The organism is Alcanivorax jadensis T9, assembly GCF_000756655.1.
In the GTDB taxonomy this organism is placed as follows: Bacteria; Pseudomonadota; Gammaproteobacteria; order Pseudomonadales; family Alcanivoracaceae; genus Alcanivorax; species Alcanivorax jadensis.
The window spans coordinates 101,273-115,998 of sequence record NZ_ARXU01000005.1; the positions used below are offsets into that span (position 1 = coordinate 101,273).

The following is a 14,726-nucleotide window of genomic DNA, read 5'->3' on the forward strand; positions in this document are numbered from 1 at the left end:
CCCTCTCCGTTTGCAAAATGTCACTGACGGATTATGACTCTGAGTCGTCCGCCTTGATATTGACCAGTAGTTGCTGGCGTTTCACCTGACCGCCAACCGTCAGATCCACGGTTTCCACGGTGCCATCACAATCCGCCTTGAGGCTGTGTTCCATCTTCATGGCTTCCATGATCACCAGCACCTGACCCCGTTTTACGACATCACCGGCCTTCGCGCATACCTCAATCACTGCCCCATCCATGGGCGCGCGAATCTGGCCGGAACCGGCCTGATCACTGCTGCCCGCTGCGCTGTGGGTAGCATCCTCGAAACAGACGCTGTGGCCTTGGCATTGCAGCCAGCTTTGTTTGCCATCCTGGTACATCCGGTAGCTCTGGCGAATCCCATCCATGCTCGCCAGGCCTGGGCCCAGTGGCTCGATGCGGTGGTTGTCCTCGCCGACGATCAGTTCGGCATGGTTGCCCTGATAGCGGATGTACACGGTCTGCTCGTGTTCGCCACAGCGGAGCTGGACCGGTTGGGCCCCCAGGGTGCTGGAGTGCCAGCCGCGTAGCTCGGTTGTTGGCGTCTCCACTTCACAGCGGAGCAGGGCGGCCAGGGCCCACAATTGGCTTGGCGGGATGTCGCCGGCCATGCTGGCGTCGTCGGCAAAGTCCTGGCCGATAAACGCCGTGGTGGCTTCGCCCCGGGCAAACACCGGGTGACGCAGAATGGCGGCCAGGAAGGTCCGGTTATCCCGGACTCCCATCAGTACCGTGTCCTCCACGGCGCGTATCAGGCGTCGTCGGGCGTCTTCGCGGCTGTCGCCTACGGCAATAATCTTGGCCAGCATGGGATCGTAGTGACTGCCCACCTCATAGCCTTCGGTCAGGCCGTGATCGATGCGCACGCCGTCGCCGCTGGCCGGTTGCCAGCGCAGTACCGGGCCGGTTTGTGGCATGTAGTTTTGGGCCGGGTCTTCCGCGTACAGGCGGACTTCCATGGCATGGCCGGTGAGGGTGACCTGCTCCTGGCTCAGTGGTAGCGGTTCGCCCCGGGCGACCTTGATTTGCCAGGCCACCAGATCCAGACCGGTGACCAGTTCGGTGACCGGGTGCTCCACCTGCAGGCGGGTGTTCATTTCCAGGAAGAAGAAATCGCCTTCCGGCGCCAGCAGAAATTCTACGGTGCCAGCCCCCACATAGTTGCAGGCCTTGGCGGCATTGACCGCCGCCTCACCCATCTGTTGACGCAGGGTCTCGTCCACAGCCGGAGAGGGGGCCTCTTCCACCACTTTCTGGTGGCGGCGCTGCACCGAACAATCGCGCTCACCGAGATGAATCACATTGCCGTGGCGGTCACCGAACACCTGGATTTCCACATGCCGTGGCTGCATTACGGCACGCTCCAGGATCAGCTCGTCACTGCCGAAGGCACTGTTTGCTTCCTGGCGGGCACTCTTTAGCTGGGCGGTAATGTCGTTGGCGTCGGTGACCACCCGCATGCCGCGGCCGCCGCCGCCGGCGCTGGCCTTGATCATCAGCGGCAGGCCGATGCGTTCGGCTTCCTTCAGCAGGATGGCGTCGCTCTGGTCTTCACCTTCGTAACCCGGAATGCAGGGCACACCAGCCTCGATCATGGCGATCTTGGACAGGCGCTTGGAGCCCATCAAGTGGATGGCTTCTTCATCAGGGCCGATAAAGGTGATGCTGGCGTCCTTGCAGGCTTTGGAGAAACCGGCATTTTCCGAGAGGAAACCATAGCCTGGGTGCACCGCGTCGGCGCCGGTCTTGCGACAGGCATCCAGCAGGGCTTCCACATTCAGGTAGGAGGCGCTGGCCAGGGCCGGGCCTACACAGACGGCTTCGTCAGCCAGTTGCACATGACGGGCACCCGCATCCGGCTCGGAATAGACCGCCACGGTCCGGTAGCCCAGTGACTGGGCAGTGGCGATAACCCGGCAGGCAATCTCGCCACGGTTGGCAATCAGGATTTTTTCAAAGCTCATTGTGGTTCCTTACCGGTTAACCGGTTGAAAATGCTCCCCTGTAGGAGCTTGCTTGCAAGCGAACCATTGGTGATGGGTGTGCCACATCGGTTCGCCTACAAGCAGCCTCCTACGGTGTATCGATTCAACTCTTTTATTGATTCCAGGACGCCGAACGTTTTTGTACGAACGCCATGGTGCCCTCCTGGCCTTCTTCGCTGCTCACGGCGGCGGCGAAATCCTTCGCTGCCTGGTCCAGCAATGCCTCCATGGGCTCATGGTCCACGTCCAGTACCAGCGCTTTGGTCACCCGGTTGGCATGGGGCGCGCATTTGCGAACCGCTTTTAGGGTGTCTTCCAGCAGGGCATCCAGACCGTCAGCGTCGGCGGCCACTTCGTGGACGATACCCAGGCGCCGGGCTTCTTCGCCCTGGAAGCGGATACCGGTGAGGGCCAGTCGGCGGGCCTGGGTCAGGCCGATGCGCTCCACCACAAAAGGAGCGATCTGGGCGGGAATAACCCCGAGGCCGGTTTCCGGCAGGCCGAAGGTGGCGCCGTTGTGGGCGATGGCCACATCGGAGATGCAGGCCAGACCAAAACCGCCCCCTAGCACCGCGCCTTCCAGCACCGTAATCACGACCTGGGGCTGCTGGTTGGCGGCGGTGATCATTTCTCCGAAGCGACGATTCAGCTTCTGAAAAGCATCGCTGTCGCCTCTGGCAGCCTGCTGGCGGGCGCCTGCCATATCCTTGATATCGCCGCCGGCACAGAAGTGACCGCCTGCGCCACGCAGCACAATGGCACGCACGTCGGTGTCATCCTTAATTGCCTCGAACACCGCCATCAGCTCGTTGACCATGGTCAGGCTCATGGCGTTACGGCTGTCGGGACGGTTCAGGGTGACATGCAGAACCGGGCCATCCTGGTTGAGCTGCAAAGTGTCTGTTTTCGGTAGCGTCATCATGCGCTCCTCTCAACATGTCTACAGGGGCCGCTGTAGGAGCGCCGCTTGAGGCGCGAACAGAATATGAGTTGCGAGGCGCGAGTTACGAGGTCCGAAAACCTGAAACACGGTGGTTCGGTTGTGCATTTCGCTTCTCGTAACTCGCTTCTCGCTCCTGGGGTTTCGCGGCTAAAGCGCCGCTCCTACAGCGGGCAGTATTCCGGGGCCGGGTGTCCTGTTATTTCTTCTTCCCCGGCAGGATGTCCATGGTCTTGCAGATAATGCCCAGCATGATTTCGTCGGCGCCGCCGCCGATGGAGCCCAGACGGCCGTCGCGGTAAAGCTGGCCGGCGGGGTTCTCCCACATGAAGCCGTTGCCGCCCCAGTACTGCAGGCAGCCATCGGCTACTTCACGGCTCAGACGACCGACTTTCAGTTTGGCCATAGACGCCAGCTGCAAGACGTCCTTACCGTTGATGTACATCTCGCAGGCCCGGTAGGTGAGGGCGCGCAGGGATTCCACTTCGGTCTGCAGTTCGGCCAGGCGGAAGTGCACGGTCTGGTTGTCGATCAGCGGCATGCCGAACACCTGACGGTCCTTGGCGTAGGCGATGGTTTCGTCAATCACGTGCTGCATGCCCATCAGGCTGTTGGCGGCAGCGAACAGACGCTCTTCCTGGAACTGCATCATCTGCATCATGAAGCCCATGCCTTCCTGGCCGACCAGGTTGCGCTGGGGCACTCGCACGTTGTCGAAGAACACCTGGGCGGTTTCCGAGGAGCGCATGCCCAGCTTGTGCAGGGGTTTGTCCACGGTGATGCCAGCGGCGTCTTTCGGCACGATGATCAAAGACTTGTTCATGTGCGGCTTGCCGTCTGAGGTCTGCGCAAGCAGGCAGAACCAATCAGCGCTGGGGGAGTTGGTGATCCACATCTTGGTGCCGTTGATCACGTAGTCGTCGCCGTCCTTGGTGGCAGTGGTCTTGATAGCGGCCACATCGGAACCCGCATGCGGTTCGGACACGGCGATGGAGGCCACCATGTCACCGGCAATGGCCGGTGCAAGATAATTCTGACGCAGTTCGTCGGAACCGAAACGGGCCAGGGCCGGGGTGGCCATGTCGGTCTGTACCCCGGTGGAAAGCGGAACACCACCACAGTGAGTGCGGCCCATCTCTTCGGCCATCACCATGCCATAGGAGTAATCCAGCCCCATGCCACCGAACTCGACCGGCTTGGTCACACCGAGCAGACCCAGATCGCCCATTTTCTTGAACACCTCATGAATAGGAAAGCGCCCGGCTTCTTCCCATTCCTTGACGTGGGGGTTCAGTTCTTTCTCGACAAAGTTGCGTACTGTGCGGCGCAGTTCTTCGTGTTCTTGAGTGAAAAGCATGATTTCGGTTCCTGTTGTGTTCGTTACGCAATGCGTGCTGTTGAATGCTTACGGCTACTGAAAATTCCGAGGAAGAATTGATAATTGAAAATGGATAATTGATAACGAAAAACAGGGTGCGCGGAGGATGACTTGCAAGTTAATTCATGCCTTGTTCGCGCCGTTATCAATCATCAATTCTCCATTATCAATTGCTTCACAGCCTTGCCACCCCGAACGCATTCGGGTGTAGCTCGCGATGTTGGGCGTCGGCGCAGATGTCCAGGGCATAGGCGACCACGCGGCGGGTGTCGCGGGGGTCGATGATGCCGTCGTCCCATAGCCGGGCCGTGCCGTAGAGCGCGGTGGACTGGCTGTCGAGTTTCTGGGCGGTGGTCTGCTGGAGCATGTCGAGCACCTTCTCGTCCGGCTCAATGCCGTTGGCGCGCTGTTTGGCTTCGGCCACGATGCGCAGCACCATGCCGGCCTGCTGGCCACCCATGACGGCAACTTTGGAGTTGGGCCAGGCAAAGATGAAGCGCGGATCGAGACCGCGGCCGCACATGGCGTAGTTGCCTGCGCCGTAGGAGCCACCGACGACGATGGAGATCTTCGGCACCCGGGCGTTGGCCACGGCCTGCAGCATTTTCGAACCGTGCTTGATGACGCCGTTCTGTTCCGCGTCGGTGCCCACCATGAAGCCGGTGGTGTTGTGAAGGAACAGTAATGGTCGACGGGTCTGGTCGCAGAGCTGGATGAACTGGGCGGCCTTGGCAGCGCCTCGCGGGGTGATCGGGCCATTGTTGCCGATGATGCCCACGGGCTTGCCTTCGATGGTGCTCCAGCCGCACACGGTGGCGCTGTCCCAGTCGTTCTTGAAATCCAGGAAATCGGAGCTGTCGGCGATGCGGGCAATGATCTCGCGCACGTCGTAGGGTTTCTTGGCGTCGGCGGGTACCACACCGAGCAATTCCTCGGCATCGTAGCGGGGCGGTTCGATCTCGTCGCTAGCCGGTGCTGCCCGGCGCCAGCCCAGCAGCTTGACCAGATCCCGGGCCTGACGAATGCCGTCCGCATCGTTTTCCGCCAGGTATTCGGCGGTGCCGGCGGTGCCGGCGTGCATTTCGGCGCCACCCAGTTCTTCATCGGTGGCGATTTCGCCGGTGGCGGCTTTCAGCAGCGGAGGGCCGGCCAGGAACATCTTGGCGCGCTCGCGGACCACTACCACGTAGTCAGACAGGCCTGGCTGATAGGCGCCACCGGCGGTGGCGTTGCCGTGTACCACGGTGATCTGCGGAATGCCGGCAGCGGACAGCCGTGCCTGGTTGGCAAAAGTGCGGGCGCCGTCCACGAACACTTCTGCCGCATAGTTCAGATTGGCGCCGCCGGATTCCACCAGGCTCACCACCGGCAGCTTGTTTTCCATGGCGATGCGCTGCAGGCGCAGGGTTTTATGCAGGCCAGAGGGCGAAATGGTGCCGCCCTTGATGGCGGAATTGGAGGCAGTAACCAGGCAACGAACGCCGGACACATAGCCGATGCCGGCAATGGTGCCGCCGCCGGCTTCGGTACCGTCCTTGTCATCGTGCATCTTGTAACCGGCCAGGTTCATCAGGCTCAGGAATGGCGAACCGGTGTCCAGCAGGCGGGAGATACGCTCATGGGGCAGTAGCTGGCCACGTTTCTCGAACTTGGCGCGCTTGCCTTCGGCGGTATCCACCACGGCCTGCTCGATGGCGCGGAATTCTTCCACTGCCGCCAGCAGGGCGTCGCGGTTCTGCCGGTATTCCTCGCTGTTCGGGTCCAGTGCGGATTCAATGACTGACATTACAGGTCCTTGAAGACATCGGGGGTGGTGGCACGGTGGAAGCCGTCAAACGGCTTGCTCTTGTCGTGGTCGGGCAGCGGGAAGATCGCCACGTTGCCCTGGCTGGCGGCGCCATCGATGCGCAGGGTGTCGCCGCTGATGAAGGCGGCGGCGTCGCTGAGCAGGAAGCAGATGGCACCGGACACTTCCGATTCGTTACCCATGCGCTTGAGTGGCACCGCCGCACGCAGGGTTTTCAGTGTCTGCTTGAAACCCTCGGGGTAGGTATCCATGCCACTGGACATGATCCAGCCCGGGGCGACGGCATTGACGCGCACGCCGCAGCTGCCCCACTCGTAGGAAGCGGTCTGGGTGAAGTTGACCATGCCGGCACGGGCGGCGCCGGAGTGGCCCATGCCGGGCATACCGGCCCACATGTCGGCGACGATGTTGACGATGGCTCCGCCGTTGCGGTTCATGCCCTGGGTGAAGACTTCCCGGGCCATCAGGAAGCCGCCGGTGAGGTTGGTGCGCACCACGGTTTCCCAGCCTTTCTGGCTGATCAGCGCCAGTGGTGAAGGGAATTGGCCGCCGGCGTTGTTGACCAGGCCGTGAACGACTTCGACGGCCTTGTAGATATCGGCGACGGTGCTTTTGACCACATCTTCGTCTCGAATGTCGCAGGCGAAGCCGATGGCCTGGCCGCCGTCTTCCTCGATTTCCGCGGCTACGGCATCCAGTTTATCCTGCTTGCGACCGACCAATACGACGCGGGCCCCAAGGGAAGCCAGTTCATGGGCGGTGCAGCGACCGATGCCGGAGCCACCGCCGGTGACGATGATGTTCTGGCCGGCAAACAGGTCGGGTTTGAATACGGAACGGTATGACATTGTTGAGTCCTTGAAGTCCTAATAGCGCTTGCATGCCTCACGCGACACGCAGCACGCTAAAATCAATATTGCTTGCCCACTTCATCAGCGATGGTCTGGCTGACGGGGATGGGCATATCCAGTAACTGCTGGGCAAACGCCTTGCCCTGCGGGTCAATACGCAGGGAGGCGATGCCGCCGCCGCCCAGGGCATTCTTCAGCAGGAAGTTGTAGGCATTCATGCCCGGCAGTGACCAACGGCTGACGCTGCCGGTGTCCGGGTCGAGCACGTGCTGCATATAATCGGCCACGGCGTCTTCCGTGAGGGCCGCATTGATATAGGGCAGGTACTCCGGCTGACGGGCGATGACGCCGATGTTGGCGTGGTTGCCCTTGTCGCCACTGCGGGCCCAGGCCAGTTTGATCAGTGGCACAGCCACTTCGCCGGTAGCGATGTCGCCTCGGCTGTCATCAGGCAGGATGTTGGCATCAAACGCGCTTCCGGCAGGAATGTTCACCGGTATGGTGTTGCCGTCCAGGTCCACAGTCACCGGAATCGACTTCTTGCTGACCAGGGTGGAGAACAGGCGAATGCGCGGGAACGGCTTGGGGCGTCCGCCAACCAGGCCGGACAGGCCCGGTGCCATGCCGGTGGCGGCCTGGGCAATTTCCCGGGCAAACAGACCCAGGGCTTTCTTGTCATCGTGCAACGCGCCGATCTTGACCACTACTTCGCGGGTGTCGCCACGACGGGCCTGAGCGCCATAGGTGGTTTCGCTGCCAAGGATTTCCACGCTGGTCTCGCGCATGGGCGCCATGCCCAGCTGTTTGAACAGGCCGTCCACCTTTTTCAGGATGGCGTCGGCCACCACCTGGCCTTTTTGCGGGGCGTCGATACCGCCCATCAGGAAGGAGGCAGTGATACGGTTACCATCCGGGTAGGTGGCGGAGACCTTATAACTGTCGGTGGGCGGCAGGCCCCGGGCGCCGCTGACACTCACCCGGTTGTCGCCCACCTGTTCCAGTTGTACCTGGGTAAAGTCGCAGACCACGTCGGGCAGCATATAGGCACGAGGATCGCCAATTTCATAGACGATCTGTTCGCCTACGGTGGCGGTGTTGACCAGGCCACCGGTGTTGTCCGGCTTGGTAATGACGAAGTGACCGTCCGCAAAACACTCGGCAATGGGAAAGCCCATGTTGTGGAAGTCAGGAACATCGCGCCAGTCGGTGAAGTTGCCGCCGGTGCACTGGGCGCCGCATTCGATCACATGGCCGGCCAGTGAGCCCTGGGCCAGTTTGTCGTAGTCGTCTTCAGCCCAGCCGAATTCGTGCATCAGGGGGCCCAGTACCACGGCGGAATCAGCGATGCGGCCAGTGAGCACGATATCGGCGCCGGCATCCAGAGCTGCCTTGATGGGCAGGGCGCCCAGGTAGGCATTCATTGTGACTGTCATGGGGGGCAGGGGAGCGCCGGTGTCCATTTCCGTCACATCGGCAAAGTCGTTGCGGCGCGGGTTCAGGTCATCGCCTTCCACCAGGGCAATCTTCATGGTTACCCCGGCGGCCTCGAACACTTTCTCCAGGGCTTCACGGCAAGCGCGAGGGTTTACCCCGCCGGCATTGCTGACCACCTTGATGTTCTTTGCTTTGATGTCCTTGGCCAGCGGCGCCATGACATTATTAACGAAGTCGTGGGCGTAACCGGCGCTGGGATCCTTCATGCGGACCCCGGCCATGATGGACAGGGTCACCTCGGCCAGATAGTCGAACACCAGATAATCGATCTCGGCCTGCTTGACCAACTGGAAAGCGGCGCTGTTGGTATCGCCCCAGAATCCGGCGGCACAGCCGATGCGAACGGGTTCGGTCATGGTGGCTCCATTTGCGTGTAAAAGCGTGGTCTCGTAAGCTACCAAGCAAGCGCTTGGTTTGTAAAGTGTGAGATGTCTTGCTGAGCATTTATCCGAAGCCGCTGTAGGAGCGGAGCAACGCACGTAGTTCAGTGCGACCCGAAGCGAATACAGCCGCTTGAGGCGCGAATTCGAGCCTTGGGCGAGGAATTGATCTGTCATCTGCACCGATCCTTCGCTGGGCTCTGGTTCGCGCCTCAAGCGGCGCTCCTACTGTTTAATCCGGCGCATGGTGATTGTGTTTGCAGCTTGCAGCTTGCAGCCAGGAATCGGGATAATGCGGGGATACAAAAAAGAGGATACCAATGGCTGAGTCACTGGCAATTAATGGAATCGATGATTCTCCCCGCGGGCGTTTGCTCAGTGCGGCGGCTCACCTGTTTCGGGACAAGGGCTTTGATCGCACTACAGTCAGGGATATTGCGGCTTCCGTGGGCATCCAGAGCGGCTCCATCTTTCATCATTTCAAGAGTAAGGAGGATATCCTCTTTGCGGTAATGGAAGAGGTGATCCAGTTCAATACGGATCGTCTGCGCCGGGCTATTGCGGCTGAGAGCTCACCGAAAGGGCAGCTGCGGGCACTGATCCGTGCGGAGCTGCAGTCCATTGTCGGGGATACTGCTGAAGCCATGACCGTGCTGGTGACAGAGTGGCGCTGTCTCAGTGAGGACAAACAGCGCAAGGCGCTGGAGTTGCGCGCCATTTATGAGCAACTGTGGCTGGATGCACTCAATGCGCTGCATGCGCAGGGGGCGTTCCGGGATGATCCCTTTATCATTCGTCGCCTGCTCACCGGCATGACAGGCTGGGCGCCCAACTGGTTTGACCGGGACGGTTCCCTGACCCTGGATGACCTGGCGGACATTATTCTGGCCCGTGTGGTGGGGGAAGCATGATCGGTAATGCCATCAGCTGGGGGCAGAGTGGGTACTCCATTATCGAGGAAGGCGAGCTGAACCGGCAGACCTGGGCGCTGGATGTGCATCACTACCTGATTGCCAAACCGAGCGGGCAGCCGGTGCCGGGGCGATTCACTCTGGAGCAGGCAAAGGCGAAGATTGAGGCGCTGGAGTCGGAAGAGAGCTGAAGCGGTAAGCTACGTAGCCGCTTGTAGGAGCCCATGCTTGCCCCCACGGGGGATCTGCACATGCGAACCTCGCGCTAGCGAGGAAATCGCCCGGAGGGCGATCAGGCCTGTCTGGCTTCGACAGCTTCTTCTTTGAGATCGGGAGCAACGGCACCGCCGGCTCGGTTCGCCATGCAAGCATGGGCTCCTACAGTGGCCATTCTGTGCAACTTTTGCCCGTTCCGCCCATTTTCTAGGCAAACGGACTTTTTTCTGCAAAAAGCCGTTGACACCCCCGGCCCAATCCCTAAAATGGCGCCCACTTCGCAGCGCGATGCGGGTGGTTAGCTCAGCTGGGAGAGCATCTGCCTTACAAGCAGAGGGTCGGCGGTTCGATCCCGTCACCACCCACCATATTTTGAAAGTAAAGAGTTCCGAAAGGAAAAGTGGAGCGGTAGTTCAGTTGGTTAGAATACCGGCCTGTCACGCCGGGGGTCGCGGGTTCGAGTCCCGTCCGCTCCGCCACTATTCAGCATTAAAGGCTCCCATTTACGGGGGCCTTTTTTGTTTCAAGGGGGCTGCCCACGCTCCATGCAGCGCGTCATGCCTCCGTTGCTCCTGGTTTTGCCTTGCTGTTTTTATTTGTTCGTGTTGTCTGCTGCGTGATGCGTGCAGCGTCTCCTGTAATGAACTTGTCACCTAAACCCTGTCTAATTTCAGGTTCACAACACTGAAAAAGATAAAGGAGGACAAGCAAATGGAAGACTATCTGGAAGAGCGGCTGGAAGAGAAGCAGCTGATGGAATGCCTGGAAGAGTGGCAGGAAGAAGACAGCTGGGTAGACGATGGAGAGGAACTCTGATTCCTCTCCGATTTTCCAGCCCCACTCCTATCCGTTAACCACCTCCCCCCCCTCTCCCCACACATATTATTCTGGCAACGTGATGTCGTTATTGGTCTTTGCTGGCTGCTTTGCGGCATAGTGATGAGCGGGTTTTCGTATGCTTTTTTTTTACTGCCATTCAGGTCACACTCTTTTATGAGGGGCTGACTATAATTGGCAGCACCCTGACTTTGCCGTCACTACTGGGTTTTCTGGATATTGCAGGGAGTGACGTTGTGGCGAGTCAGTGGCCAACTACAATAATTCTCAAGGGAAGGAAGGACACATGCCTCTATCCTCCGTGACGTCCGAAGCAATTCTGTTTTTTGATCATCGGGGCATTACCAAAAGCATGCTGTATGCGGATTTTGAGGCGATCCTGGATGGCATGGTGGGGGTCCCTGAGTTTGCTGATAAGGAAGTTCGTGGTGCCTACTGTTTGGTGAATGGTCAGTTACGGGTACGTTCACTGGTCCTTTTTACCATCGATTTTGATGAAGATGGCATGGCCGACACCACCTGGAATGTGCCGCTGCGCCATCTTGCAGAGCATGCAGGGCAAGGGCCGGATATGGGGGCCGGACCGATCCGTCTGGCCTGCCGTAGCCAGTGTCCGGTGGCTTGGCACCAGGATCAGATGTGGGATCCGGGTATGAAGCCGGGAGCCAATGACTTTATCGCCATTCGAGACACCATTCGTGAGCGCGGTCCGAAATTGGGTCTGGAGATCGATGACGAGCTGGATTCGACTCCTGCCGCCGCGCCACCAGTCATTGGTGCCGAAACGAAGGCGCCCACCATCGCGCCGGACGATAGCGAGAGCAAGAAAGAGGCCGATGAAGAAAGGGTTCGGCTGGCTCGCATTATCAAGGAGCTGCGCTTGCGGGTGCAGACTCTGGAAAACTCCCAATCCGAAGAAGTGGGCAAACTACGCTACGCGGCTCAGCAAAAAGAGGAAATCCTTAATGCTCAGCTGGAAAAGGTTCTGGGACAGTTCAAGACGCTCAAATCCCAGAATGGAGCGTTGCGTGAACAGAATGATTCTCTGAAGGCTCAGGTGTTATCGCTAACCCAGAGCCTGGAGGAGCAGAGCCATCAAAGCCAGACCCAGGGCAGCGAACTGGAAGTGCTCACCGAACAGTACAAGCTGGCACTTGAGCAGCGCATCGAGGAGGAGCGGGCGAAACTGTCCGAGCAGATCCATGCCAAGGAAATGGATGTGCTGACCCGCGATGATCTGATCAGCCAGCTCAAGGAGGAGCTGGGCGAGCTCAAACGAAATCGGGTGAAAGAAGCCAGCACTGGTGCCCAGAAGGTGCTGGAAAAACTGGAAAATCTCGGTCTCAGCTTTATCGCCTTCCACCCCGGTGCCGGGCATATTTCCATTTCCGCTGATCAGATCGGCAGTTACATGGAAAATCCAGTGGCTTTCGCTGCGCGTAAATGTCTGGTCACTGAAGATCACTATCGGGCCTGGTTGGCTCATTATGAAAACCCGGTGTGCCAGGTCTCGGTGGGCTCGGATCAACAGGCCTGTGGCAAGCGAGTGATCCGGGTGGAGGTGCCCAACCAGTTCAAGCCCGGCGTCTCCGACTGCAATGCCAATCGTTGTCCGAACTGTCGCAACGACTCGGCGATCGATAACGTGCTGCGCTTTCGCTGATAAACAGATGTGACCCAGTGCCACTTCACTGAAAAATGGTAGGTTTTTTGCATTATCTACGCTGAAAGCATGATGTTGTTGACACAATAAGAGCACGGGGAGCGGCAGGTATGGCACAGGAATCCATTGATAAAAGCCTTTTACAGACCTTTGTGCCAGTGAATGCGCTGTCTGGGGACCAGCTGGACTGGCTTCTGGATCAGCAGGAAGTGTGCCGTTATTCGTCAGGAGATGCCCTTTTTTCGCTTGGCGACAAGGACAACACCACCATCTATCTGCTTAGCGGCAAGGTAGAGCTTACCGATGACGCAGGTAAAACCCGTACCGTCAGTGCCGGCGATACCGCATCCTGGCATCCGCTGGAGCATGCCCAGCCCCGGCGGAGCACGGCTCGGGCTCTGACCGAGGTCAGTGTGGTTCGGTTTGACAGCTTCCGCCTGGATACCATTCTTTCCTGGGACCAGTCCGCCGGCTACGTGATTCTCGATATCAACGCCAACTCCGCTTACCAGAATGATCGCGAGTGGATGATTCGGCTGCTTAAATCCAAGCTGTTTCATCGGGTGCCGCCCAGTAATATCTTGGAAATCTTCCGGCGCCTGAAGGCTCATCGTCACAAGCAGGGGGATGTCATCATCCGTCAGGGCGAGGCGGCAGACTGTTGCTACATTCTCAAGGAAGGTGTCTGCGAGGTGGCCATCAGTATGGGCGATAATGCCCCAACCCCTGTGGCCATGCTGGAAGAGGGGCAGTGGTTTGGCGAAGAGGCGCTGCTTTCCGGCAAACCTCGTAACGCCACGGTGACCATGGCCACCGATGGGGTATTGATGAAGCTGGAACGCCAGGACTTTGATGCTCTGCTGCGCGAGCCGATCATCAACACCATGCCCGCTGGGGATGTACTGGGCGCGGCAGAAAAGGGCGCCTGGTGGCTGGATGTGCGCACCAGCGATGAATTCGACCAGGAGCACCTGGTGGGAGCCACCAATATGCCGCTGAACGTATTGCGGCTGAAATCCCGTCTTTTAGACCCCAGCAAGACCTATATTGCTTACTGTGACACCGGTCGACGTAGCGCCACAGCCGCTTTTCTGTTAAAAAACGCCGGCTTGGACGTAATCGTTCTGGATGGTGGCCTGAATGCCAATGCTGCTAACCTGAACGAGTACCTGACACAGGTCTGAATCCGCGGCTGCCACGCTGCAATCACGGATTCTGGCCAGGGTGGTCGCTCACCGGATGGAGGGCGAGCCCTTCACCGGATGCAGCCCCGGCTGCCCAGGATTCGTGTGGCGCAAGAGACTTTTAGCAACAAATTCCGCAATATCGGCTTGATTGCCCGTTCCGAAAGTGAACAGGCGCTGTATTCACTGCGTCAGTTGATTCACTTCCTCAACGGGCGTGACTGTACCGTTATCCTCGACAAGAACATTGCCGGCAGTCTGCCGGAAATGGGCCTGCAGGCTGCCTCTGCCACGCAGATGGGGGAAGCCTGTGATCTGGTCATTGTCGTCGGTGGCGATGGCAGCCTGCTGGGCGCCGCCCGCACCCTGGCCCGTTTTGACGTGCCGGTGCTGGGCGTCAACCGTGGTCACCTGGGGTTTCTCACCGATATTCTTCCCTCCGAAATCGAAAGCCGGGTGGGGCAGGTGCTGGACGGTGAATACACCACCGAAAAGCGGTTTCTGCTGGATCTGGAAGTGCGCCGGGGCAAGACCGTGGTGGGCGAGGGCTGCGCCCTGAATGATATCGTGCTGCTATCCGGTGACAGCGTGCACATGATCGACTTCGAGCTGGTGATCGATGGCCATTTTGTTTATGGCCAGCGTTCCGATGGCCTGATCATCTCCACTCCCACCGGTTCCACGGCCTATGCGCTGTCCGGCGGCGGGCCCATCATGCATCCCAAGCTGGATGCCATGGTAATGGTACCGCTCAATCCGCATACCCTCACCAGCCGCCCGCTGGTGGTGGCCGGTGACAGCGAGATTAAGATCCATATCACCACCGAAAAGGTCCGGCCACTGGTCAGCTGCGACGGCACCGCCGGGATTCGCCTGCAGGTGGATGATGTGATCGCCATTCGCAAGAAACCCCACCGTTTGCACTTGATTCACCCGCCAGGCCATGATTTCTACCAGGCCTGCCGTTCCAAGCTGGGTTGGAGTACTCGCCCCGGTGACAGCAATTAAAAAGCAGTTAATAGTGAGTAGTTAATAGCTACAGGCAAACAGCGGTTTC

Annotated in this window: 11 protein-coding genes and 2 tRNA genes; 7 read left to right on the forward strand and 6 right to left on the reverse strand. The window is 59.3% G+C overall.

The window, feature by feature from the left end:
- Positions 1-31 precede the first annotated feature (31 nt).
- The 6 genes from T9A_RS08585 to T9A_RS08610 all read right to left on the reverse strand — a co-directional run bounded on the left by T9A_RS08585 (position 32) and on the right by T9A_RS08610 (position 8,834).
- Positions 32-1,987 carry an acetyl/propionyl/methylcrotonyl-CoA carboxylase subunit alpha gene (locus tag T9A_RS08585; RefSeq protein WP_035247106.1) on the reverse strand — a complete coding sequence of 652 codons (1,956 nt, stop codon included), beginning with the start codon at positions 1,985-1,987 and terminating at the stop codon, positions 32-34.
- Between the two features lie 133 nt (positions 1,988-2,120).
- Complete coding sequence (locus tag T9A_RS08590) at positions 2,121-2,927, reverse strand: enoyl-CoA hydratase/isomerase family protein (RefSeq protein WP_198030653.1); 807 nt, start codon at positions 2,925-2,927, stop codon at positions 2,121-2,123.
- A gap of 220 nt (positions 2,928-3,147) precedes the next feature.
- Positions 3,148-4,305: an acyl-CoA dehydrogenase family protein gene (locus T9A_RS08595; RefSeq protein WP_035247112.1), complete on the reverse strand. Its 1,158-nt coding sequence runs from the start codon at positions 4,303-4,305 to the stop codon at positions 3,148-3,150.
- Between the two features lie 196 nt (positions 4,306-4,501).
- Positions 4,502-6,112: an acyl-CoA carboxylase subunit beta gene (locus tag T9A_RS08600; RefSeq protein WP_035247115.1), complete on the reverse strand. Its 1,611-nt coding sequence runs from the start codon at positions 6,110-6,112 to the stop codon at positions 4,502-4,504.
- Complete coding sequence (locus T9A_RS08605) at positions 6,112-6,981, reverse strand: SDR family oxidoreductase (RefSeq protein WP_035247119.1); 870 nt, start codon at positions 6,979-6,981, stop codon at positions 6,112-6,114. Before T9A_RS08605 ends, T9A_RS08600 begins: the two co-directional genes overlap by 1 nt.
- Positions 6,982-7,043: 62 nt before the next feature.
- A complete protein-coding gene (locus T9A_RS08610; RefSeq protein WP_035247120.1) occupies positions 7,044-8,834 on the reverse strand; it encodes an acyclic terpene utilization AtuA family protein in 1,791 nt (596 codons plus the stop codon).
- 344 nt (positions 8,835-9,178) lie between these two features.
- On the opposite strand from T9A_RS08610, the gene T9A_RS08615 reads away from it, so the two are divergent.
- The 7 genes from T9A_RS08615 to T9A_RS08645 all read left to right on the forward strand — a co-directional run bounded on the left by T9A_RS08615 (position 9,179) and on the right by T9A_RS08645 (position 14,677).
- Positions 9,179-9,769, forward strand: coding sequence for a TetR/AcrR family transcriptional regulator (locus tag T9A_RS08615; RefSeq protein WP_035247123.1), 591 nt, complete (start codon positions 9,179-9,181; stop codon positions 9,767-9,769).
- Positions 9,766-9,960 carry a hypothetical protein gene (locus tag T9A_RS08620; protein WP_035247126.1) on the forward strand — a complete coding sequence of 65 codons (195 nt, stop codon included), beginning with the start codon at positions 9,766-9,768 and terminating at the stop codon, positions 9,958-9,960. The genes T9A_RS08615 and T9A_RS08620 overlap by 4 nt, the downstream gene beginning before the upstream one ends.
- Positions 9,961-10,277: 317 nt before the next feature.
- Positions 10,278-10,353, forward strand: a tRNA-Val gene (locus T9A_RS08625).
- A gap of 34 nt (positions 10,354-10,387) precedes the next feature.
- Positions 10,388-10,464 (forward strand) — tRNA-Asp (locus T9A_RS08630).
- Between the two features lie 644 nt (positions 10,465-11,108).
- Positions 11,109-12,485: a hypothetical protein gene (locus T9A_RS08635; RefSeq protein ID WP_035247129.1), complete on the forward strand. Its 1,377-nt coding sequence runs from the start codon at positions 11,109-11,111 to the stop codon at positions 12,483-12,485.
- Positions 12,486-12,595: 110 nt separating this feature from the next.
- Positions 12,596-13,669, forward strand: coding sequence for a cyclic nucleotide-binding domain-containing protein (locus T9A_RS08640; RefSeq protein WP_035247130.1), 1,074 nt, complete (start codon positions 12,596-12,598; stop codon positions 13,667-13,669).
- Between the two features lie 78 nt (positions 13,670-13,747).
- On the forward strand, positions 13,748-14,677 hold the full coding sequence (locus T9A_RS08645; RefSeq protein WP_052042692.1) for an NAD(+) kinase: 930 nt from the start codon (positions 13,748-13,750) through the stop codon (positions 14,675-14,677).
- The last annotated feature ends 49 nt before the right edge of the window (positions 14,678-14,726 follow it).